General features: G+C 59.4%; 25 protein-coding genes. 19 read left to right on the forward strand and 6 right to left on the reverse strand.

Translation table 11 applies throughout. The features are described from left to right. The first annotated feature begins 17 nt into the window (after positions 1–17). The 5 genes from JKL46_RS11030 (at position 18) to JKL46_RS11050 (ending at position 5,370) form a co-directional block, all read left to right on the forward strand. The gene (locus tag JKL46_RS11030) at positions 18–1,163 is read left to right on the forward strand and encodes an ABC transporter substrate-binding protein (protein WP_201832776.1); all 1,146 of its coding nucleotides are present in this window, start codon (positions 18–20) and stop codon (positions 1,161–1,163) included. Positions 1,164–1,268: 105 nt separating this feature from the next. Further along, positions 1,269–2,150 (forward strand): branched-chain amino acid ABC transporter permease, encoded by an 882-nt coding sequence (locus tag JKL46_RS11035; protein WP_201832777.1) that lies wholly within the window; start codon positions 1,269–1,271, stop codon positions 2,148–2,150. A 29-nt stretch (positions 2,151–2,179) separates the two neighbouring features. Further along, complete coding sequence (locus tag JKL46_RS11040) at positions 2,180–4,003, forward strand: branched-chain amino acid ABC transporter ATP-binding protein/permease (protein WP_201832778.1); 1,824 nt, start codon at positions 2,180–2,182, stop codon at positions 4,001–4,003. Beyond that, a complete protein-coding gene (locus JKL46_RS11045; protein WP_201832779.1) occupies positions 4,000–4,707 on the forward strand; it encodes an ABC transporter ATP-binding protein in 708 nt (235 codons plus the stop codon). Before JKL46_RS11040 ends, JKL46_RS11045 begins: the two co-directional genes overlap by 4 nt. Before the next feature lie 156 nt (positions 4,708–4,863). Further along, positions 4,864–5,370 (forward strand): flavin reductase family protein, encoded by a 507-nt coding sequence (locus tag JKL46_RS11050; RefSeq protein ID WP_201832780.1) that lies wholly within the window; start codon positions 4,864–4,866, stop codon positions 5,368–5,370. A gap of 9 nt (positions 5,371–5,379) precedes the next feature. Here JKL46_RS11050 and JKL46_RS11055 read toward each other — a convergent pair whose 3' ends face one another. Beyond that, entirely contained in the window at positions 5,380–5,640 is a 261-nt protein-coding gene (locus JKL46_RS11055; protein WP_201832781.1) for a hypothetical protein, read from the reverse strand. On the opposite strand from JKL46_RS11055, the gene JKL46_RS11060 reads away from it, so the two are divergent. Further along, positions 5,625–5,903: a hypothetical protein gene (locus tag JKL46_RS11060; RefSeq protein WP_201832783.1), complete on the forward strand. Its 279-nt coding sequence runs from the start codon at positions 5,625–5,627 to the stop codon at positions 5,901–5,903. The genes JKL46_RS11055 and JKL46_RS11060 overlap by 16 nt on opposite strands. A 619-nt stretch (positions 5,904–6,522) precedes the next feature. Beyond that, positions 6,523–6,954, forward strand: a complete 432-nt coding sequence (locus JKL46_RS11065; protein WP_201832784.1) for a response regulator — start codon at positions 6,523–6,525, stop codon at positions 6,952–6,954. 112 nt (positions 6,955–7,066) lie between these two features. On the opposite strand, the gene JKL46_RS36270 is transcribed toward JKL46_RS11065, so the two are convergent. Both JKL46_RS36270 and JKL46_RS11070 read right to left on the reverse strand, forming a co-directional pair. Beyond that, a complete protein-coding gene (locus JKL46_RS36270) occupies positions 7,067–7,189 on the reverse strand; it encodes a hypothetical protein (protein ID WP_281399860.1) in 123 nt (40 codons plus the stop codon). A 152-nt stretch (positions 7,190–7,341) separates the two neighbouring features. Next, a complete protein-coding gene (locus JKL46_RS11070) occupies positions 7,342–7,611 on the reverse strand; it encodes a DUF6894 family protein (RefSeq protein WP_201832785.1) in 270 nt (89 codons plus the stop codon). Positions 7,612–8,079: 468 nt separating this feature from the next. Between JKL46_RS11070 and JKL46_RS11075 the strand changes: the two genes are divergently transcribed. Beyond that, positions 8,080–8,277 (forward strand): hypothetical protein, encoded by a 198-nt coding sequence (locus JKL46_RS11075; RefSeq protein WP_246529257.1) that lies wholly within the window; start codon positions 8,080–8,082, stop codon positions 8,275–8,277. Between the two features lie 356 nt (positions 8,278–8,633). Here JKL46_RS11075 and JKL46_RS11080 read toward each other — a convergent pair whose 3' ends face one another. From JKL46_RS11080 to JKL46_RS11090, 3 genes are all read right to left on the reverse strand, one after another. Next, positions 8,634–9,068, reverse strand: coding sequence for a hypothetical protein (locus JKL46_RS11080; protein WP_201832786.1), 435 nt, complete (start codon positions 9,066–9,068; stop codon positions 8,634–8,636). Positions 9,069–9,170: 102 nt separating this feature from the next. Further along, on the reverse strand, positions 9,171–9,389 hold the full coding sequence (locus tag JKL46_RS11085) for a dodecin (RefSeq protein WP_201832787.1): 219 nt from the start codon (positions 9,387–9,389) through the stop codon (positions 9,171–9,173). Between the two features lie 16 nt (positions 9,390–9,405). After that, positions 9,406–9,603 carry a hypothetical protein gene (locus JKL46_RS11090; protein ID WP_201832788.1) on the reverse strand — a complete coding sequence of 66 codons (198 nt, stop codon included), beginning with the start codon at positions 9,601–9,603 and terminating at the stop codon, positions 9,406–9,408. Here JKL46_RS11090 and JKL46_RS11095 point away from each other — a divergent pair. The 11 genes from JKL46_RS11095 to JKL46_RS11140 all read left to right on the forward strand — a co-directional run bounded on the left by JKL46_RS11095 (position 9,602) and on the right by JKL46_RS11140 (position 19,753). After that, positions 9,602–10,063, forward strand: coding sequence for a MarR family winged helix-turn-helix transcriptional regulator (locus JKL46_RS11095; protein ID WP_201832790.1), 462 nt, complete (start codon positions 9,602–9,604; stop codon positions 10,061–10,063). The two genes, JKL46_RS11090 and JKL46_RS11095, sit on opposite strands and share 2 nt — an antisense overlap. Before the next feature lie 8 nt (positions 10,064–10,071). Next, complete coding sequence (locus tag JKL46_RS36275; protein ID WP_281399861.1) at positions 10,072–10,362, forward strand: MFS transporter; 291 nt, start codon at positions 10,072–10,074, stop codon at positions 10,360–10,362. 38 nt (positions 10,363–10,400) lie between these two features. Beyond that, positions 10,401–11,357: an MFS transporter gene (locus JKL46_RS11100; protein ID WP_343074043.1), complete on the forward strand. Its 957-nt coding sequence runs from the start codon at positions 10,401–10,403 to the stop codon at positions 11,355–11,357. A gap of 230 nt (positions 11,358–11,587) precedes the next feature. Further along, a complete protein-coding gene (locus JKL46_RS11105; protein ID WP_201832792.1) occupies positions 11,588–12,025 on the forward strand; it encodes a hypothetical protein in 438 nt (145 codons plus the stop codon). 486 nt (positions 12,026–12,511) lie between these two features. Further along, positions 12,512–13,210: a thermonuclease family protein gene (locus JKL46_RS11110; RefSeq protein WP_201832860.1), complete on the forward strand. Its 699-nt coding sequence runs from the start codon at positions 12,512–12,514 to the stop codon at positions 13,208–13,210. 213 nt (positions 13,211–13,423) lie between these two features. Further along, positions 13,424–13,747, forward strand: a complete 324-nt coding sequence (gene hxsD / locus JKL46_RS36830) for a His-Xaa-Ser system protein HxsD (protein WP_201832794.1) — start codon at positions 13,424–13,426, stop codon at positions 13,745–13,747. An 88-nt stretch (positions 13,748–13,835) separates the two neighbouring features. Continuing rightward, positions 13,836–15,221: a His-Xaa-Ser system radical SAM maturase HxsB gene (hxsB, locus tag JKL46_RS11120; protein ID WP_201832796.1), complete on the forward strand. Its 1,386-nt coding sequence runs from the start codon at positions 13,836–13,838 to the stop codon at positions 15,219–15,221. A gap of 52 nt (positions 15,222–15,273) precedes the next feature. Then, positions 15,274–16,398 (forward strand): His-Xaa-Ser system radical SAM maturase HxsC, encoded by a 1,125-nt coding sequence (gene hxsC, locus JKL46_RS11125; protein WP_343074044.1) that lies wholly within the window; start codon positions 15,274–15,276, stop codon positions 16,396–16,398. Between the two features lie 620 nt (positions 16,399–17,018). After that, a complete protein-coding gene (locus JKL46_RS36835; RefSeq protein ID WP_425493256.1) occupies positions 17,019–17,189 on the forward strand; it encodes a peptidoglycan-binding domain-containing protein in 171 nt (56 codons plus the stop codon). Between the two features lie 759 nt (positions 17,190–17,948). Further along, positions 17,949–18,626 (forward strand): peptidoglycan-binding protein, encoded by a 678-nt coding sequence (locus tag JKL46_RS11135; RefSeq protein ID WP_201832799.1) that lies wholly within the window; start codon positions 17,949–17,951, stop codon positions 18,624–18,626. A gap of 69 nt (positions 18,627–18,695) precedes the next feature. Continuing rightward, a protein-coding gene (locus JKL46_RS11140; RefSeq protein WP_201832800.1) for an IS630 family transposase occupies positions 18,696–19,753 on the forward strand; the annotation gives its coding sequence in 2 pieces (ribosomal slippage) (positions 18,696–19,229 and positions 19,232–19,753; 1,056 coding nt in all). Positions 19,754–19,784: the final 31 nt, after the last annotated feature.

A 19,784-nucleotide genomic window follows, 5' to 3' on the forward strand; every position in this document is an offset into this window, starting at 1 on the left:
TCGGAAGGACGTCAACGATGCTGAAACACCTGGATCCCATTAAAGCCGCTGTTTTCAGCGGACTGGTCTTTGCCATCGGCAGCATTCTGACGCCACCAGCGCATGCACAAACGACAATTCCAGTTGGCATCTGTCAGAGCACGGCCCAAGGCCCTGCGAAGTTCGCCACCGCTCTCTGGAAAGGCGCCGAACTCGTCCTTCAGTCTGCGAACGCTTCAGCGGGTGCCGACGGTATCAAGCTTGAACCGGTTCCTGTCGATATCGGGAACAACGATCCGGCCCAGGCCAGGCTGTCCTTCAACAAGGCCTTCCAGGTCAACAAGATCCAGGCTCTGATCTGCTGGGGCACCAACGTGATGGTGCAAAACGGCTCTCTGATCGACGAAGCGGGAGTTGCGGCCTTCACGACCTCCTCCGGCGTCAATGTGGTGAAAAACTCAAAGCTGACCCAGCAGATCGAGGCCGTCACCACACTTCAGTGCGCAGTTGCCGCAAAGCATGTCAAGGAGCGCTATCCGGAGGTCAAGACCTTCGGCATCCTCTATGTGAACTACGAATTCGGCATCGAGATGCGTGACCAATGCGAGATCGAGTTCGGCAAAGTGGGCATCAAGCTCGTGGCTGCCGAAGGTCACCCCAATGCGCCTGCCGATCTCAGAGCACAAACCACCAAAATTCTGGAGGCTAAGCCGGATGCCATCTACTTGGCGCCGATCGGTGGCGGCACGGTTCCCCTCGGCATACGCGCCGGTCGTGAGCTTGGATTCAAGGGCCTCTTCATCACCTACACAGCCGGCGACACACCCGATGTATACAACCTCAAGCTGGCGGAAAACAACTTCTTCTTCGTGAGTCATGACGTGCCTGAAGGGGCGCCCCAGTCGGTGCACGAGGCCACCAAATCGTACGGCGGGTACGTCGGTATGGGCTATGATTTCGCTTGGATCGTGACCTCTCTGGCCCAGCAGCTGAAACAGGAGGGCAAGGAGATCTCAGGTCGCAACCTGATCACGAAACTGCGCGAGATCCAGACGGTCAAAACCCCGGTCAATGAGTACCGCTTCCTGCCCGATGGCAATACTGTGCGTCCTCTCGCCCTGTTCAGCGTCGCTGGCGGCGGCCGCAAGCTGGAGCAGAGCCTGACTCCGAGCCAGCTTCAATAACACTGCGGACTGATGCTAACCGTGCCGGCGCAGGCTGGCACGGTTTCATGAGGTGTTGGCCGCAGCACTGACCAATCGCCACTTGAAGTGGCCTGGACCACCGGTATGTCACTTGTCCCATATCTCATCAACGGAACCGCATTCGGGCTCAGCATCGCCCTGATTGCCTTGGCTCTAGCGTTGATCTGGCGGACCGTCGGCATGATCGACTTCGGCCTCGCCGCCGTCTATCTCATTACTGCCTATACGGCCCTGATTCTGAAGACCCAGTTGGAGTGGCCCTTCCTGTGGTGTGCTGCAGGGGCTCTGATTGTGGCGCCGCTTGCGAGCATCGGAATTTACACCGCCGTGTACCGCCATTTCATCAAGCGCAACTCTGCCCTCTTCGTGCTCGTGCTGGTGGCTTTATGCCTGCACATTGCTGTCCAGCACATCCTCGCCGCCACCATGTCGGCGCAGAAGTTCTTTCTGATCGACGACATCATCCCAGGCTGGGAGATCGGCGGAACGCGCCTCAACGCGGTCCAGATCACCAAAATGGTTCTCAGCCTTGTCGCACTCGCCGGAGTCGCATACTTCTGCCACCGCACGGATCGCGGTAGAACCATCCTCGCCGTGGCCGACAATCGGACCTTGGCCCAGGGCATCGGGATCAGCACGGACGCGACCTACCGCTGGACGTATGGGATTGCGGGTCTCATCGTCGGCGCAGCCGTCGTTCCGGAGATCGCTGAGAACGGCGTCGATCCGTATATAGCCACCACGCCGGTGTTTCTTGGGATGGCAGCCATCATCGTAGGTGGGCTTGCCACCTTCACCAGTCCCGTCCTTGCCGCAGTGCTCCTAGGCATCTGCTTCCACTTGGCTGTCTGGGGGATCTCGTCCAGCTGGCAGGAGGTCGTGACCTACGCCATTGTCATCGCGGTCCTGCTCCTGCGGCCACAAGGATTGTTCGACAGCTTCAGCCCGGTGCGCCAGCGGGCCTGATTGACAGCCAACCCGGCACGAGGAGTTTCATGGGCTACATCATCGACGTGCTGACCCTGACGGCAATCCTAATGATTGCAGTGCACGGTTACATGCTGATCAAGGGGTTGGGCGGGATGCTCCACCTGGGGCATGCCGTTTTCTATGGCTTGGGAGCCTATGGTGCTGCGATCATGGGCACGCGCATTCTACCGGCAGCCGGCTTCCCCGCGATGCTGCTCGCCGGCATCTTCCTGGCTGCACTTGGGGGAGCCTTGGTGGCTTGGCCCGCCCTGCGCAACCGCGGCCGCTATTTCATGATTGTCACGTTTGCGGTGCAGCTGATCTTTGTGACGCTCGTCATCAATCTGCCTATCACTGGAGGGCCTGATGGGATCTCATCTGTTCCTGGCCTGGCGTTCGACTCATGGCTGTCGTCCAGCGCCAGCCTCAACATAGGGTCAGTGGTCATCTCTTATGCCCAGGTGAAGCTGGCCGTCATGGTTGGCTTTGCCGCTCTGTCCTTCTGGTTTTGTCTTACGCTGATCCAGTCCCCTTACGGACGTCTGATACGGGCCGTCCGCGAGGATGACGTCGCCGTTGAGGCCTATGGGCGAGATACGATGCCGATCAAGGCCAGCGTCCTGGTGATTGGAGCAGGGCTTACGGGGCTTGCGGGCGCCCTGTTTGCCAGCCACTTCAACTATGTCGGTCCCACGCAGTTCGAACTCGATGCGACTGTGCTGTTTCTGGTCATGCTCATCGTCGGTGGCCAGTATAGTTTGCTGGGCGCAAGTGTCGGCGCGGTTCTCATCATGGCGCTCCTCGAATTGCTCCGCATTCTGCTCGACAACGTGTTGGGTGTGCCCTTTGATATGACTGCCCATTTGCGGCAGGTCTTCTTTGCTGTCGCGCTGATTGGCGTTCTGGCTATGCGCAGCACCGGCCTGATTGCGGAGCGTTTGCCCAAATACGTTCTGCCGACGCGTAGGGCAGGGGGGGCTGGAGAGACCATCCCATCCACCGTTCCTGGTGCACACACCCCCATTCCGGCACAGCCACATCCCGCAACCGGATCCCGGATGGACCAGCAGAGCGCTCCAGTTTTGACTTGCCGTGGTCTTCGCAAGTCCTTCGGAGGCGTCACAGCCGTCGCGGATGCAAGCCTCGATCTGTTTGATGGCAGGATCGTTGCCATCATCGGCCCCAATGGCGCCGGCAAAACTAGCACGTTCAACATCCTGAGCGGCGTCGAACAGAGCGATTCTGGAACCGCTTCGATCGGAGGGACATCGATCATTGGTCGGACCGCGGCAGAGATTGCTCGACTGGGCCTTGCACGTACCTTCCAGGATGTGCGGGTCTGGGGGCGGCTGAGTGCCATCGAGAATATCCTCGCTGCTCGAGCAAGCCAACATGGGGCGACGGCGCTGGGATGGCTTGCCCACCCTGAGCGCTCAAGAAGAGACGAGATTGAAAACCTGGATGCCGCCTGGCAATTGCTGGAGCGGTTCGGCCTTGAGCACCATGCCAACACCCCCGCGGGGCAACTGTCCTATGCGCAGCGCAAGATGTTGGCCCTGGCTCGGATTGATGCCTTCGCACCGCGGGTCATGCTCCTCGATGAGCCGACCTCCGGCGTTGATCCGCGCCGCCTCGGCACGTTCCTGGAGCATATCCGATCCTTTGCGGAGCGCGAAAACCGGGCGGTCTGTCTGGTTGAGCACAACATGACAGTGGTTCGTGATCTGGCCGACTGGGTCGTCTTCATGGAGGAGGGGAGGGTAATCGCGGCCGGGACGCCTGCTGACATCATCGGCAATCGCGATCTTATGCGCGTGTATCTCGGACATCGCGAACTGAAGGTGGCATGATGCTGAAGGTTGAGCAACTCGTCAGCGGCTATGGAACCGACCCGATCCTGCGCGGGGTGACCTTCGAGGTTCCCGACCGTTCCATTACTGCCGTCTTCGGCCACAACGGCGCGGGTAAGTCGTCATTGGTCCGGGCCCTGATCGGCCTCATCCCAATCTGGGACGGACGCGTTGTCCTCGGCGGCCGTGATCTCTCATCACTTTCCTCTCGTAGCCGCGTCGAGGCAGGAATTGCTGTTTCCTTTCAGGATGATTCCGTATTCCCGAGCATGAGTGTCGAGAACAACTTGCGGCTGGGGGGACATGTTCGTCAGAGAGATAAGCGCTGGCTGAACGAGCGCCTCCGGCATGTCCTTAGCCTTTTTCCAAAACTGGAGGAGCGCCTTCGGCAACCCGCTTACACATTGAGTGGCGGCGAGCGGCGTATGCTTTCAATCGGGATGGCGCTGATGACAGATCCCAAGCTTATCATACTGGACGAACCGTCGACAGGATTGTCGCCTGGGATGACGGAGTTCGTCTTTCATTCAGTCCGAGACCTTCGCGACAAACTTGGGAAAAGCGTCGTTCTCATCGAGCAGAATGTGCAGCAAGCTCTGACAGTTGCGGACAAGGCGGTGGTCCTGAAAACCGGCACGATCATCTTTGATGGCCCAGCCGATACGCTTGCCAATGATGAGAGCGAACTAGTGATGCTTTTCTGAAGCAATCATCCGCCGGTTCAGCAAGGGCATGCCAACAACCGGATTTGATGTGAACATCGAAGTTCTTGAGTTGAGATTGACGCCCATGAATGTAAGCGCCGAACGCTGCGAGAGCCCAATCTCCCGATCCGCAGAACTGACTCCTCAGGGTGTGGTATGACATCGGCAGACGAGTTCAAGCAGGCCATGCGCCATTTGGCCGGAGGGGTGGCGATCATTGCAACCGAGCATGAAGGCAGCCGTGCAGGCCTCGCCGCAACAGCGGTCTGTTCCGTCTCCGCCGATCCGCCGACGATCCTGATTTGCATCAACTCCGGCGCGAGTGCTCACGAGCCTATTCACAAGAGCGGGTGTTTCTCCGTCAACCTGCTGGCCAGCGGCCACGATGACATGGCGCGGCGGTTCTCAGGGGAGACTGGCGTGAAGGGCGAAGAGCGCTTCGCGACGGGCCAATGGGCGCCGCTCGTTACTGGAGCTCCTGTTCTTGAGAGTGCCCTTGCAGGCTTTGATTGCAGGGTGACCGAGGTGGTAACAATGTCCACGCACACCGTGTTCTTCGGAACTGTGGTCGGAATCGTCACCAAGGCAGCCGCGAGGCCTTTGATCTATGCCCATGGGACCTACGGCACCTTCTCCCCTGAGGGGGCCGGTTTATGGTGGTAAGGCTAACGCTCAGAGTACTGGCGCTCTGCGCTCGACCACGACCGGTGTCCGGCGCGACGTAAATTGCACTTGGACAGACGAGCGGCGCGCGATCTGGGGCCTGGCGGGTTTGGCTTCCAGGATCGCGGTTTTGACCTCCGCCTCCGGCAATCCCATCAGGCTCGCGGCAATCGCTGCCTGGTCATCGATAATATCGGCCAGGCCCTGTGCGGCGAAGATTGCCTCGTCCAGGGAAGGAGGATCGAAGCGGATCGATGTCCGGACGCCCAACGGCTTCTTTCTTGGGTGCTGGCATCGACGCTGCTTTGACGGGTTGGCTTGAATCCTTGGATAACCGGCCTCGCTCACATCTGGCGATCGAGCTTGAAGCTGCGGATTTTGGACAGAATGTAGATCACGAAGATGAATTCCCCCTGCGCAAAAGCGGCTCGACACCGAGGCTCATTGCGCTTGCTGCACTGCAGCATATAGGCGTCCAGCTTGGCGATGAGCAGCGGCTTTTGACGGGATACGGCTATGCTTTTCGAGCATAACTCCCAATGGGTTATCAGACGGCCGCGGCCCAGGGAAAGCTGCTTTGTTCCATCGGGGGCCTCAGCGAGACGTGCCGCCTAAGGTAACTGGCTGCAGATGAGAATAGCAGTGGCAACGGCTGTCATGGCGGTTGCGACCAAGCCGACATCGACGGCATCCGCCCCTGGCGACACGGACTTCAACAATCGCTCAAGCAATTTTCCATCTCCACCGGCAGAGCTAAGCACGTCGCTAGATGGTGCAGTGCAGCGAACGCTCAACCGGGGTGCGACAAACGGGCATGGGCGATGCCGTCGCTTTCATGACGAGCACAAGGCTTGCCTTGGCGCACCGATTGCCCAACCGGAATCCTGGTTATGGCCAGAAGCCACGATCCCTCTCATCGTTGAACCCGGCCGGATACTCTCCCATTTGAGATCGAACGCGCTCCGCTCTGAGCATGCATGACCAGAGATCGGACGCGGGACACCGGATGTCAACGCGGTGTCGCCCTGATCAAGCGCGCTGCATCAGGCCTTAACGATCTGCTGACCATACCGGCGACTTGTCGCATCCCGCCCTGAACACCTGCCACAATCGGCGATTAACCACCCGGATGTGTTCAGTGAGGTTGCGTACATGACACCGATCCTATCCCCCTGGACCCGTTCCGAACCGAAGAAAAACCCAGCCCCGAAGTCCCTGCGCGAGCGTGTTCTCGTCGTGGAGGACGAGTTAATCATCGGTGAGATCGCGACTGAGGTCCTGAGGGACGCAGGCTACGAGGTCTTCACGGCGGCCAGCGCTGAGGAGGCCGAGATTATTCTGAGAGAAATGTCGGTGGATGTCCTGTTCACCGACATCGATCTGGGCGGTCAGGACGGCTTTGAGCTGGCGCAAGCTGCCTTGTCTCTCCAACCGCTCGTGTCGATTGTCTTGACCTCGGGCCGGTCGCGGATCTGCCATGGGATGTGCGAGAAAGTGGGAGTGCCTTTCCTCGCCAAGCCTTACCGCCTCACGGAGATGGTAGAGATGGTTGACCGAGCATTGAAAGCAGCTACGCCACAGTAACAGGTTCGCACGGGAATCGTTGCCTTCAACGACCGCGGTCAGGATCGCGACCAGGCGCCAGATTTCTGACGAGCGGCTGTTGCTAACGCTGGGCAATGGTCAGGGGCGGGGACTACAAGGGCCGCAGGACCGGCTCGGCGACAATCCCACCGACCAGGGCAAGGGCCACCAGGGCAAGGGCCACCAGGACAAGGCCTACGCGTCCCCATAGCGCAACACGATCCTTCCGGCTCATCAGGAACCCTCCGTGCGTCACACATCGCAGACAACGTAGCGGGCCGATGATTGGTTGCCAATACGGCCAAGGCGTTCCTCCCACCTGCGCCGGTGGATCATGCGCGCCGATGGAAGTGTCCATCAGCACATTGGATGACGATCTCTTGCGACTTACGCGCTCCAGGAATGCGGTCCCTGATAAGATGAGCCGTGCCGCTCGATCCGCATCGACGCGGTCACCGTGGCGACACGCTGGTTCTGCTCGTCCCGCACCTCGATCACGACATCGCTGGTATCGCCCTTCGCCAGCCGGTCGGTTCCAATCTCAGCCGCTGAGCGGGCCGCCGCCTGCACAGCAGCATCGAGGCTGTCGAACTCGGCGCCCTCGTCATCGCGCACGGGCGGCTTCCCGTTGCGGAAATCGAAATAGTAATGGGCCACCGCACGCTCCTGTTGGCTAGCCCCTGTTCTGTCTTGACCTGCAAGGGGCGGGCATTTGGCACCGCAAAGCGCCCTGGCTGAAAGTGCTGTCTCGAAATCTCACAGCCAGGGCGTCAGCGGAGAGGAAGCCCTCCACTCACCTCAATGCCGTCGACGGATGGCACCGGAGAGTCTGTTCGGGCTGATACGCCACGCGCCCGGTACACGTATCTTGCCGGAGCCATGGTAAACAATGTGTATCCGATCGATTCCGCTACTGTCGCGTGTCCTCCTGTCAGAGGACATCACGAATACAGCCGGATCAGCAGCCAAAGCACCGATCAAAACTCGGTTCGCCGTAGGCTTCATCAATAAGGCTCATGAGTGGGTCGATCTGCAGCTCGCGACTGGTAGACGTCGGAATGACGGCCGATCAACCGATTCAGCTTGCGCCTGGCGCCTATGATCTCCTGCTGCATGACGAGCTGATTGGGAGCGTCGTTCAGTGAAGACCAAGCGGGAGCGACGTGGTACGCCGAGCTGCTCGAGAATCTGCCGCAGACTGAAAGGCCAGCACCCTTCCTTGAAATCGAGCACGACTTTCCGAGCCTGGAGGCATTGTGTGGGTGGCTTGGCGATCCAGAAGTGAAGACCAGCAAGCGGCAGGGCGACGCCAGGGAGCTGTGAGGATCCTGCGACGGAACGCCTGATTGCAATCGCCCGCAGCAGCAGGACACAAGCTCGCCTACGTTCTCTAGGGATTCAGGGCTGCAGGGACGTCGCTGGGACCGAACCTCTGCCCCGAATAGAACCCGCCTGGTGCAAGACAGGCGGGTTTTCCTATGCCCGTTCTTAGCCGCAAGAGGATGGAGTTGCGACACGCCAGATTGCCCATCATTGACAGTCGATGTTCACCAATGGCTCACCGTCCCTGCAGAATGCAGAGGGTGTCGAACGCAGCGCGTCTATCCTTAGGGAGAGTGGAATCCACATGGACCTGCGTACTTGCCGGTGCCAGCAAACGCAATATGCGGTGAAGCAGCCTACGACCGGGCAGCCCTGGCGTAGATCTTCACGAATTCCGCCGTCAGAGCACGTTGCATTTCATCCGTCAGGGGTCTGGGATTGGCTCTGTCCCACGCCCGCTGACCCCGTTGGATGAAGCGCTTGCGCTTGCCCTTGATGTCCTGAGGAAGATGCGTCGCCAAAGGCTCAAAGTCTCGACGCAACTGAGCCTCTGTTCTCTTCCGGTAGGGAAGGGCAGCCTCCGATGCGAGCGCTGCGGCTATGTCGTCTGGGGTCGGGTCGGGATGACGGTCCTTCGCATCCTCCTCGATTCGACTGAACGCTCTTTGCTGTGCCGCATAGTGCTCTTTCAATCCAGGGGCATGTTCGAGCAGATAGACCTCGCGAGCCTCATCCCAATCTTCTTGCCGCCCCTTGGCGAGAGTTGCCCGTTTGCCGGGATGAATCAGCATCGTTGAAGTTCCTTAGATCTTGCCGTGGATGTCCGTGTTAGGGATCTCAGCATTGCCAGGCCACTGCTCCGTCCAGCAGACGATGGTGTTGTTGTACCTCAATTACGAAGCCTCGTCTTCAAGGGTAAAGCCGGCCTTGAGAGCGACCTGATAATGCCGAACCTCGCCGTTCTCGATATGGCCGCGCGTCTGGACAACCTCGAACCAGTGCAGATTTCTCAAGGTCTGCCTGGCCCGGGTGATTGCGGTCTGAATGGCATCCTCAATGCTGGTCTCAGATGAACCAACAAGTTCCACCACCTTGTAGACATGACCCGACATCGCGTGCTCCTGCTTATCAGCCCGGCGGCATATAGCGCGTAAAGCACTGACTGCCAGTAATTTTGGCCACGTCACCCCAGACCTCGTTCCAAAGCGGCCGGATCTGCTCGTTGGCCATCAAGTGTTCCAGTGCCGTAACCATACCGTCGGCGCAGGTCAGGATTGTGCAATGGCAGCCTTTCCAAACTAGTAAGCGCGCCGGATAATAAGGCATGCTTACCAATCGCTCCGAAGGAACCATTGGCCTGCTTTTGGCTGACAGCGCACGGCTTCTGCGCCTGCGGATTGATCGGGCACTCGAGGAGGCTGGACTTGGGCTGACAGCCGGCGAAGCCCGCACCTTGGCCTATGTCGCCCACTCTCCAGCCTCCCGTCAGACAGCACTCGCGGCTCAAATGAATGTCGAGCCCATGACGCTTGTTGCCTTTCTCGACAGACTGGAACGTCGGCGCCTTGTGGTGCGGGAGCCCGATCCAGCGGATCGGCGCGCCAAGATCGTGCGGCTTGCCCCTGAGGCACAGCCGACCCTTGAACAGGTTCATGGGATCACGAGGAAAGTCGAGGAAGCAGCTCTTCACGACTTCTGTCCTGAAGAGATTGAGATGCTCCAAACCCTACTGAAGCGCATTCGGGCAAACATTACTGCCAGCGAGACGGGGAGGGGGCAGGAATGAAGCCCCTCATGTCCGAGACCCGCACCGCCGTGATCGGCGCCCTCATCGTGGCCTTGGGCTCTGTCAGCATGGCTCTTTACACACCCGCGATGCCCACGCTCGTCGAGGTGCTGCAAACCACGCCGGCAGCAATCAAGATGTCGTTGTCGGTCTATCTGTTCGGCTTCGCCTTTGCCCAGTTGGTCTGCGGACCCCTCTCTGATGCCTTCGGCCGGCGTCCGATCGCGCTCGGATTCTTCTCCATCTATGTCGTGGGCAGTGTCATCGCCGTCTTTCGCCCTCGATCATCTGGCTCCTGATTGGGCGGGCCCTCCAGGGCGTCGGCGTCGCCGCGGGGGTGGCGATCTCGCGAGCGATCGTGCGCGACCAGTTCACCGGCCAGAGCTCCGCACGCATCATGAACCTGATCGGCCTGATGCTCGCGGTGGGACCGGCAGTCTCGCCGATCATCGGTGGCATGCTCCTGAGCACCCTCGGCTGGCATTCGATCTTTCTCGTCATGGTGGTCTACGGCATCGTCGCCTTGCTGGTGATGGCGGTTTGGTGCGTCGAGACCAATTCCGCCCCTGATCCCACTCAGGCCTATCCGGGTCAGGTCCTGCGGAACTACGCCAGGCTCCTCAGGGACAGAGGCTTCATGCAGGGAAGTCTTGTCCTGGGATGCGCTGTCGGCGCGTTCTACACCATGGCGGTCGTCCTACCCTTCGTCTTGATGGAGAAGATCGGCCTGACACCAACCCAGTTCGGTCTCGTGATGCTGGCGCAGCCCTGCTTCTATGCCCTCGGGGCAGCAATAACGGGCCGACTGCTGCGTCGGATTGAAGTCATGCGTCTGGTTCCGAGCGGGCTGATCCTCATTGCGGTTTCAGCCATCGGGTTTTGCCTTGGCCTGCGCCTTTTGCCGCTCTCCTTGTATACGGCTATGGGCCCAGTTCTGATCTGGGCCTTCGGCAGTGCACTGGTGATCCCAGGTGCGACCACGGCAGCCCTGGCAGGATTTCCGAAGGTCGCCGGTGCAGCCTCGGCTCTGGCCGGCTTTCTGCAGATCGGTGTTGGCCTTGCTGGAACTGCGGTTGCGGCGCTTCTCTTCAGCGATCCCCTGACGGCGCTGGCGACGGTGATGCCCAGCATGGCTCTGCTCGCGATGCTGGCGCACTTTGCTCTCGCCTCAAAGCGCAAAAGCCGATCGTTCGCTGTCGCCCCGGAGGAACTGGAAAGGGCAGTCGATCCGGCGGGAGCCGTGGGCGCTGGCGGAGAGGAGATCGAACGGGGAGTGCACCGGGACAGACCGTGATGCGAGCCTCGGACGGATCATACGTATCTGCAGGAGTTCTGAGTTTGGGGCGTGCACAGCGTACTATCACTATCGCGGGAGTACGCAGCGACCAGAGGCCGAGGAACTCCTAGCCGCAGGCGTACTCGACATTTCCTCTGAGTGATCAGAGATTGACTCGAGGGCGGATCGATGTTTGCCATGGAGGCGGCATAGTGCATTTCTACTCATCATCGGTCAAAGAGTAGCCCATGAACACGTCGCCATGCTGGACCCTCTTTATCGCCCGTCCCGGAAATGAGCGACGGCATGTCATCAGGGATCCTCAAGGCAAGCCCCGGCTCATCTTCGGCGACGACGATGGCACGCGGATCAACGATCATCTCGCCAAGTACCTTGTCGAGAGCCTGAATGAGGATCTCCGTCCGGAAGACCCGAACCCGGATGAGGGTTGGTTCTTAGAGCGCCGAGGATCCGACGAGCAGGATCCGGCCATTCTCATTCGCGACCCTGATTTCGAGATCCGGCTCGAGATCCTCGACACGGAGAACGACGAACAGGATCAGGCACTGGGGCGAAGGATCGTGGCGCTAATCAACACCTACTTCGTTCACAAAAAAGGGGCGCGTCCAGGCACGTCGTCTTCCCAATCACCATCGGGAAAGCCGCGGACCGGATCTGAGCGCTGAATGATTGAGGATTAGGGGTCCAACTCTGCCCTTCCGCATCAAAATGCGGCTTGAATGTGGCGAAATTCAGCTGTATTTGTGTTTATTGGTGGTCGATGAGCCGGCTCACCCTCCACCTAGCCAACGTCCTTCCATTCGGGTCCCAAATCTCATGAAGCTTCTCATTGCATTCGCCTTCGGGGCAGCCTTCGTGCTCTCTCCGCTGGCCTCCGTGTCGTCTGCCAAAGCCTGCACCAACTCCTACGACACCGCTAAGGATGGTTCCAACTGTGGTGGCCGCGCAGCGGGCTGCAAGCAAGGTGGCCGCAGCGGCTATTGCTAGCCCGAATTCGAGCCTCAGCAGCTGGGCTTTAGCACGGCACACTGTGAGGGAAGCTGTCAGCATATAGCCCTCCATGGAGTCCGAAGTGCCCGTGGGACCATCCCACGGGTATTTCTATGTTGGTTAAATCGATTGTATTTCTTGCCCTACGCCGAAGCGATCCGATGATCAGAGCCTCGTTTATTGTTGTCTGCCTCACTCTATTAGCGACCCCACTCGCGGCCGCACCACTTGTCGGGCGAGCAAGTGTCACAGACGGTGACACACTTGACATTCGAGGCGAACGCATCCGCCTCCACGGAGTGGACGCACCTGAGAGCGCCCAGCTGTGTCAGGATAAGGATGGCACGACGTATCGGTGCGGCCAAAAGGCAGCGCTCGCCCTCTCCGACAAGATTGGGACAGCAAACGTGTCTTGCGAAGGAAAAGACATCGACCGCTATCAACGTACAGTCGCAGTATGCTCGATGAACGGAGAAGATTTGAACGCGTGGCTTGTTCGCGAAGGGCATGCCATGGCCTACCGTCAGTATGGCACGGACTATATTGCGGAGGAGGATAAGGCTCGGGCCGCCAAGCGGGGACTATGGGCCGGCATCTTCACTCCTCCGTGGGATTGGCGGAAAGGCAAGCGTGATGAAAACTCATCTGCGAGGCCGCCCCTGAACAATGCGTCACAAGAGTCCGCTGATGGGCAAGGCTGCCAGATCAAGGGAAACATCAATCGAAAAGGTGACAGGATCTATCACCTTCCCGGCAGCCGTGACTATGAGCGTACGGTACTGAATCTCGCGGCCGGCGAGCGCTGGTTCTGTTCAGAGGCGGAAGCTACGCGTGCAGGATGGCGGCCGCCGGGGCGCTAGGGGTAATCTTGCACATTAAGATTCCAGCGGAGTGCGCCTCTCAGACTTGATACTGCCTCGGACAGTGAGATTTCCGAAAGCCTCCTCCTAAAGACGAACAACATAAGTAGTTTTCATTCTTACTTGATCCTTCGATACTGTTTCTTGTTCGAAATGCCGTCCCATTTCAAATTCTGTTACTCCAATCCCTCCTGACGCATAGTTTTCGTTCCCATGTCCTGCCCCATTGCTGACCCCACAACCGAAACACATGCCATCGAGGTCGACCCCAACGTCCATCCCCGGCAAGCGGTTCTCAGAGCCTGTTACTGGCTCTCTCATGAGGCCGAGATTGATATTGCTACGGTCGATGAGGGCCAGCTTCGGATAACCCTGCGCTGCCGAAATGGCCAATCTGCATCCAGCCTGGTCCATAGGCTGCAATCAGCTCTCATCGATTTCAGCCTTCGGATGGATATCGAGAGCCAGACCTCTAATCTGAGGGAACGCATCTGGCAGACCGCGTTCAGCGAAACACTGGGTGCCAAGCCCTTATGAGCGAGCAATACCCAAAGCACGCAGCCGCTCCAGCTGGGCACTACGGTCATCTGCCCTTCAGATTTAAGTCGATGCAGGGCGGGTCCTCGTGACTTCGGAGGCCGGTGATTTCCAAGTCCTCGACGAAGCTACGTTCGCGTCGTTCGCTCGACGAGAGCCATTGATCGACAAGACTACGCTGAGAAATCTGGAGGCGAAGCATCTTCTCTACAAGACCTCTCCGGAAACAGCGGTCCGCCTTCTAGCGACGAAACTGCGCACGAGAAAGTCCTTTCTTCGCGGCGGACCATCGCTGCATATCTTCGTCGTGACGCTCGGTTGCGATCATGGTTGTCATTACTGCCAGGTGTCGCGCCGATTGCACTCGGGCGGGCGCTATGACATGTCACTCGAGACGGCCGCTGCGGCCGTGGATCGCCTATTCGATAGCCCCTCACCCAATCTTACTGTCGAATTCCAAGGCGGCGAGCCGCTCTTAGCCTTCCCAGTCATTCGGCACATTGTTGAGCTCATCCAAGCTCGAAATGTTCACGAGGGTCGTCAGATCGTCTTTACGATCACGTCGACACTGCACCACCTGACTGATGAAATCCTTGACTTCATGCGTATTCATGATTTCCAGGTTTCGACGTCCCTGGATGGTCCACGTGACCTTCATGACGCGAATAGACCGCTTCCAGGTGGAGGCGCCCATGAGCTGACCATCGAGGGCATCCAACGCGCGCGCCAAGCTCTTGGACAGGGCAGCGTATCTGCACTCACCACGCTCACTCGGCGCAGTCTCGAGCGTCCGAACGAGATTGTCGATGAGTATGTAAGGCTTGGCTTTCGATCCATCTTCTTGCGACCACTCAGCCCTTATGGGTTTGCAAAGAAGTCAGAGCGTCGACTTGGCTATACGGTGGAGGATTACCTGCGCTTCTACCGCGCCGCCCTTGGCTACATCCTCGAGATAAATCGGAACGGCCACCTCATCGAAGAGGCGTACGCCAAAATTCTGCTCTCCAGCATTCTGACGCCATTCCCGACCACCTATGTCGATTTACGCTCTCCCGTCGGCAGCGGCTTTGGAACCCTCGTGTACAATTACGATGGCGGCGTCTATGCGTCCGATGAGGGGCGCATGCTCAAGGAGCTTGGCAACGATACCCTGCGTGTTGGCTCGGTCACTGACGCGTACCAAACGCTCATGAGATCCCCGGCGATGGAGCTCTTGGCAGCGTCTGGGCTTTCCGAAACCTTACCCGGATGTTCCGACTGCGCCTTCGTGCCCTATTGTGGTCCCGATCCGGCCGGCTCCCTCTCCCGGCACGGTGATCCTGTCGGGCATAGAGCGGAGAGCGAGCACTGCCAGCGGCACACGGGGCTCTTCGAAATCCTCTTCGATCATCTGGCCAACGGAGACTCTGCGACGTTGGAGATTTTTGACAACTGGGTCCACGGCGTTCCCCCTGTCGTCAAGGCAGCAAATTGATATGGCTCTCCCGCTGCATACAAGAGGGACGGTAACTGATCTTGGAGCCTCGGTGCTCTACAAGGTGCTTTCCTTAGCCGACGCCCTCAGCCAAGACTTTCCACTCTCAAAGGTGATGGTCGATCTGCGTTCACTTGACGGCGTCGACCTCGATGCGTTGGGTTCCATCGGGGCCGGCGCAATTCTCCGTGTCGATGGTGACCTTGCGTCGCCGCTCCCGATGCTTCACTCGCTCACGATGCCCGAAGTTGTCGCTTCCGGGGACGTTATCCGAGTCCACCCGTCGGGCCAAGTGAATGTCCTCTATCGGCGCGGCGCGAACGCGAACACACTGTTTGCAACGGAGCGATGCAACAGCCGGTGCCTTATGTGCAGTCAGCCACCGCACGAGGAGGATGATAGCTGGCGGATCGGCGAGATGATCGACCTGCTTCAACTGATCGATCATGACCTGCCGGTTCTCGGAATTACGGGAGGTGAGCCATGTCTTCTCGGTGAGGGCTTGGTCGAAGTTCTGAGAGCAGCAAAACGATACCTGCCGAATACGGTCCTGCACATACTCACAAACGGGCGTCTGTTTTCAGATCGCGCATTTGTTCGTTCATTTGACCAAGCGGCAGGTCAAGTCGTGTGGGCTGTTCCAGTCTATTCCGATAATGCAATAGATCACGATTATGTCGTTCAGGCGGATGGTGCCTTCAATGAAACCTTGAATGGGCTCCATAATCTCGCGGAGCGCGGCCATCGGGTCGAAATCCGCTGTGTTCTGCATCGTCAGACGGTCCATCGCCTACGAGAGCTTGCTGACTTCGCTTATTGGAACCTGCCGTTTGCAGAGCATGTGGCCCTTATGGGACTTGAACCCATGGGATATGCCCGCTCCAACCGGGACGTCCTCTGGATTGATCAGCTCGAGTACGCCGACACCTTGAACCAAGCCGCAGCCTACCTGTGGCGCCGGGGGATAGCCGTGTCGATCTACAACATTCCTCTCTGTGTCCTTCCGGACCAGGCGCGACCGTTTGCCCGGAAAAGCATTTCCGACTGGAAGAACGTTTTCGCCCCTGAGTGTCAAGGCTGCACGTTGCAAGATTCCTGCTGCGGGTTCTTCAGATCGGCCGGCGACGGATGGCGGAGCAGGGGCATCCAGCCGGTTGGATTGAGAGCAATCGCATGACGAGGAACTGGTCCGCATTTATCAAAAACGTTCTGGCCTGGGCAATGCCGGCGACTGCGGTCGCGACGGTCTGGTCACCAGCAGATGCTGCCGTGACGGCACTACCTGAGGGCGTCGCCGGCTCGGATCCAGGCTCGCAAGGTCGTCCCCTGACGTTCGAGCGTCCGAATTACATCGACGGTCGGCAACTCTATGCTGGACACCGCAGCCATTCGAGCCATCGCAGCCACTCAAGTCATAGCAGTCACAGCAGTCATTATTCCGGCTCCGGCGGAGGCTACACCTCCTCACCTCCTCCGATTTACAGTCCTCCGCCACCACCGGTCTATAATCCACCGCCTGTCTACTCCCCACCACCACCCAACCCGTATGGCGCCCCTTCTGTAGGGGGAGGATCTACGCCATCGGCTGGTTCGGCAGGTGCAGGGCAGACAAGGACTGCACCCGGACTTTACATTCCCAAACCACCGCCGAACCCAGCGAGTAATGCCGGCGCCGCCATTCGTCCGCTGTCACCGCCAGTCAGCGGTATGACACCGACGCAGCCTGCGCCCGGCACCAGCAATGCTGGCTCTCCTGGAACTGTCGCATCGCGGCCGGTGCCGGCAGAGGTCATGGTGATGCGTGTCCAAGTCGAGTTGCGTGCCCGTGGCTCCTACTACGGTCCCATTGACGGTCGACTATCAGCGGATACGCAGTCCGCCATTCGAGCGTTCCAAACTGCGCAACAACTCCGAGCGACTGGCTATATGGACAACGAGACGCTGGCTCGGCTTGGGATTGCTTATTGAACGCCACCCTCCGGCACGCTCGCCCGGAGCCATAACAACTGGAATCCCGAAGGCCCGAGAGGCGCAAGTCCAATGAAGATCGCTCGCCTACTTTTGATCCTTACCCTCGCTGTCGTTGTTGAGCAGGCCAAATCACAGAGCGCGTCGGAAGACTTGTCGGCGCTAGATCCAGATAACCTCCGTTGGGTAGAGCAAACATGCCCGCGCTCCTACGGCCCCTCGCTCTGGACCTCCTGCGTGACCCGGGAGATCAGAGCCCTCCGTGCTCCGGGATGGCCGGCGGTCGATGGATTGGCCTCCGAAATGCAGGAATGGGTCATGCAATCCTGCCCCATTACCTATGGGCCGCAGCTCTGGAGAAGCTGTGCGGAGCGCGAGGTAGCGGCTCTCACGACGTCCCTGCCAAACCTAGCTGATCTGTCGACCGAGTCCCGTCAGTGGATCGATCAGACTTGTCCAAAGAGCTATGGACCTCAGCTCTGGAAGTCCTGTGTCGCCCGGGAAATGGCAGCGTTGGGGCGCGCCATTAGCCAGACAGCTGAGCAAAATCGAGCTATGCTGCCCTCCCAAACGCCGTCGCTGGGAAATTCGGCGATAGCACTCGCTCGCCCAGCAACACCTCCGGGAACACCCTCAACAACCACAGATGGGGTTAAGTCCCAGGCCGCGTCCTCGCCGCCTGGCTCGCCATTGATGCTCACAGTCAGACCGGAAGGTACTGCAGTGTCCCTGCGAGATCTGGTTCGGGTTGAGGTTGCGGTGGAAGTTCAGCTTCGTCTCAAGGAGCGCGGCTTTCTCAAAACGCCCGTAATAGACGGGGTGTGGGGACCGCGATCGCGCCTTGCGCTGCGCGATTTCAAAGCGGCCAATGGACTTCCTCGGACTGATGAATGGGATGTTTCAAGCCAGTCTGCGCTTTTCGACAGCACATATGTAGGGGCGGCACAATGGTACATCGCGCCGGATCCAACCACCGATATTGAGGGCCTTTATAGGTCATTTTCGCCTGCTCTGGGGGCAACGCTGCACCCCCTCAATCCGACTGATGCGAACCTGATCCAGGCGAGGCTTTCAGAGCTAGGTTATTATCGTTATCAGCCGGAGGGAATTTGGGGGCTTGTCTCGCGATCGGCTCTCCAGGACTTCAAAGCGGCTAATGGCCTTCCAGTCGACGATGCTTGGGATGGAACCGTCGAAGCAGCTTTTCGTCAAACGCAGGTAATTCCGGCGGGAGATACACCGTTTGGCGAATGGTCAGTTGCCGGCTTCTCGTGCGCTGTGGGGATGAATCCGCGGAAGATGGTCATCTCGGCAAAAGGTGTTGCGGTGGGATCGATGATTTGTGATTTGCAAGGGCCGTTAGTTCGGTCCAACGCAGACTGGTCTGGATCGGCACTGTGCCATTTGGCTGGACGTGATTTATACCAAGCGGCGTGAAGGCTGACTCATTCGAGGTTTTCAACCGGGCGGATGTCTGATTCAATGCTGGCGAGCAGGAGGTTCGCCATGCGCCCGGGGATCGAGCTTCGCACAGATTGTGACGCGGCCCGGCTGCGGGCTTTGGCCAAAGCGACCCGCAATGCTGGGCAAAGCCGACGGCTGCTGGCGCTGGCTGAGATCTACGATGGCGGCTCGCGGAGCAAGGCGGCGCGGGTCGGCGGGGTCGGGCTGCAGACGGTGCGGGACTGGGTGGTACGCTTCAACGCCCGTGGGCCCGATGGCTTGGCCGACGGCAAGGCGCCGGGGAATGTCTGCAAGCTGAGTGCCCATCACCGCGGGGCATTGCTCGCCCTGGTGGAGAGCGGCCCGATCCCGGCCGTTCACGGCGTGGTGCGCTGGCGGCTGAAGGACCTGGTGCAGTGGCTCTGGGATGAGTTCCGGATCGAAGTGAGCGAGACGACCCTGGGCCGCGAACTGCGGGCGCTCGGCTATCGCAAGCTCTCCGCCCGCCCGCGCCATCATGCCAAGAGCGAGGCCGCCGTGGCTGCTTTTAAAAAGAGTTTCCCACGCGTTTGGCGGAGATCGCGATCCACGAGGCCGATGGCAAGCCGCTAGAGATCTGGTTTGCTGATGAGGCGCGGGTGGGCCAGAAGAACAAGATCACCCGACGCTGGGCCAAACGCGGCACGCGGCCGTCCGCCCCAAGAGATCTGAGGACGGCCTCGACCTACATCTTTGGGGCGATCTGCCCGGCACAGGGCAAAGCCGCCGGCCTGGTGCTGCCGCGCTGCACGACCCAGGCGATGTCCCTGCATCTGGCCGAGATCGCGCAGGCTGTCGCGCCCGGCGCTCATGCGGTGCTGCTGCTCGATCAGGCGGGCTGGCACGTCTCACGCAAACTGAAGGTACCGCCCAACATCACTCTGGTGCCGCTGCCGGCGAAAGCGCCTGAGCTGAACCCGGTCGAGAACATCTGGCAGTATCTGCGGGAGAACTGGATCTCCAACCGCATCTTCACGTCCTACACAGACATCCTCGACCATTGCTGCGCGGCTTGGAACAAGCTCGTTGACCAACCTTGGACCATCATGTCCATCGGCTTGCGCGACTGGGTCAATGCATGAGCATCAGCGCCGATTGGTATTAGCCTCAAAA

The sequence above is a fragment of the Microvirga zambiensis WSM3693 genome (genome assembly GCF_016735695.1).
Taxonomy (GTDB): domain Bacteria; phylum Pseudomonadota; class Alphaproteobacteria; order Rhizobiales; family Beijerinckiaceae; genus Microvirga; species Microvirga zambiensis.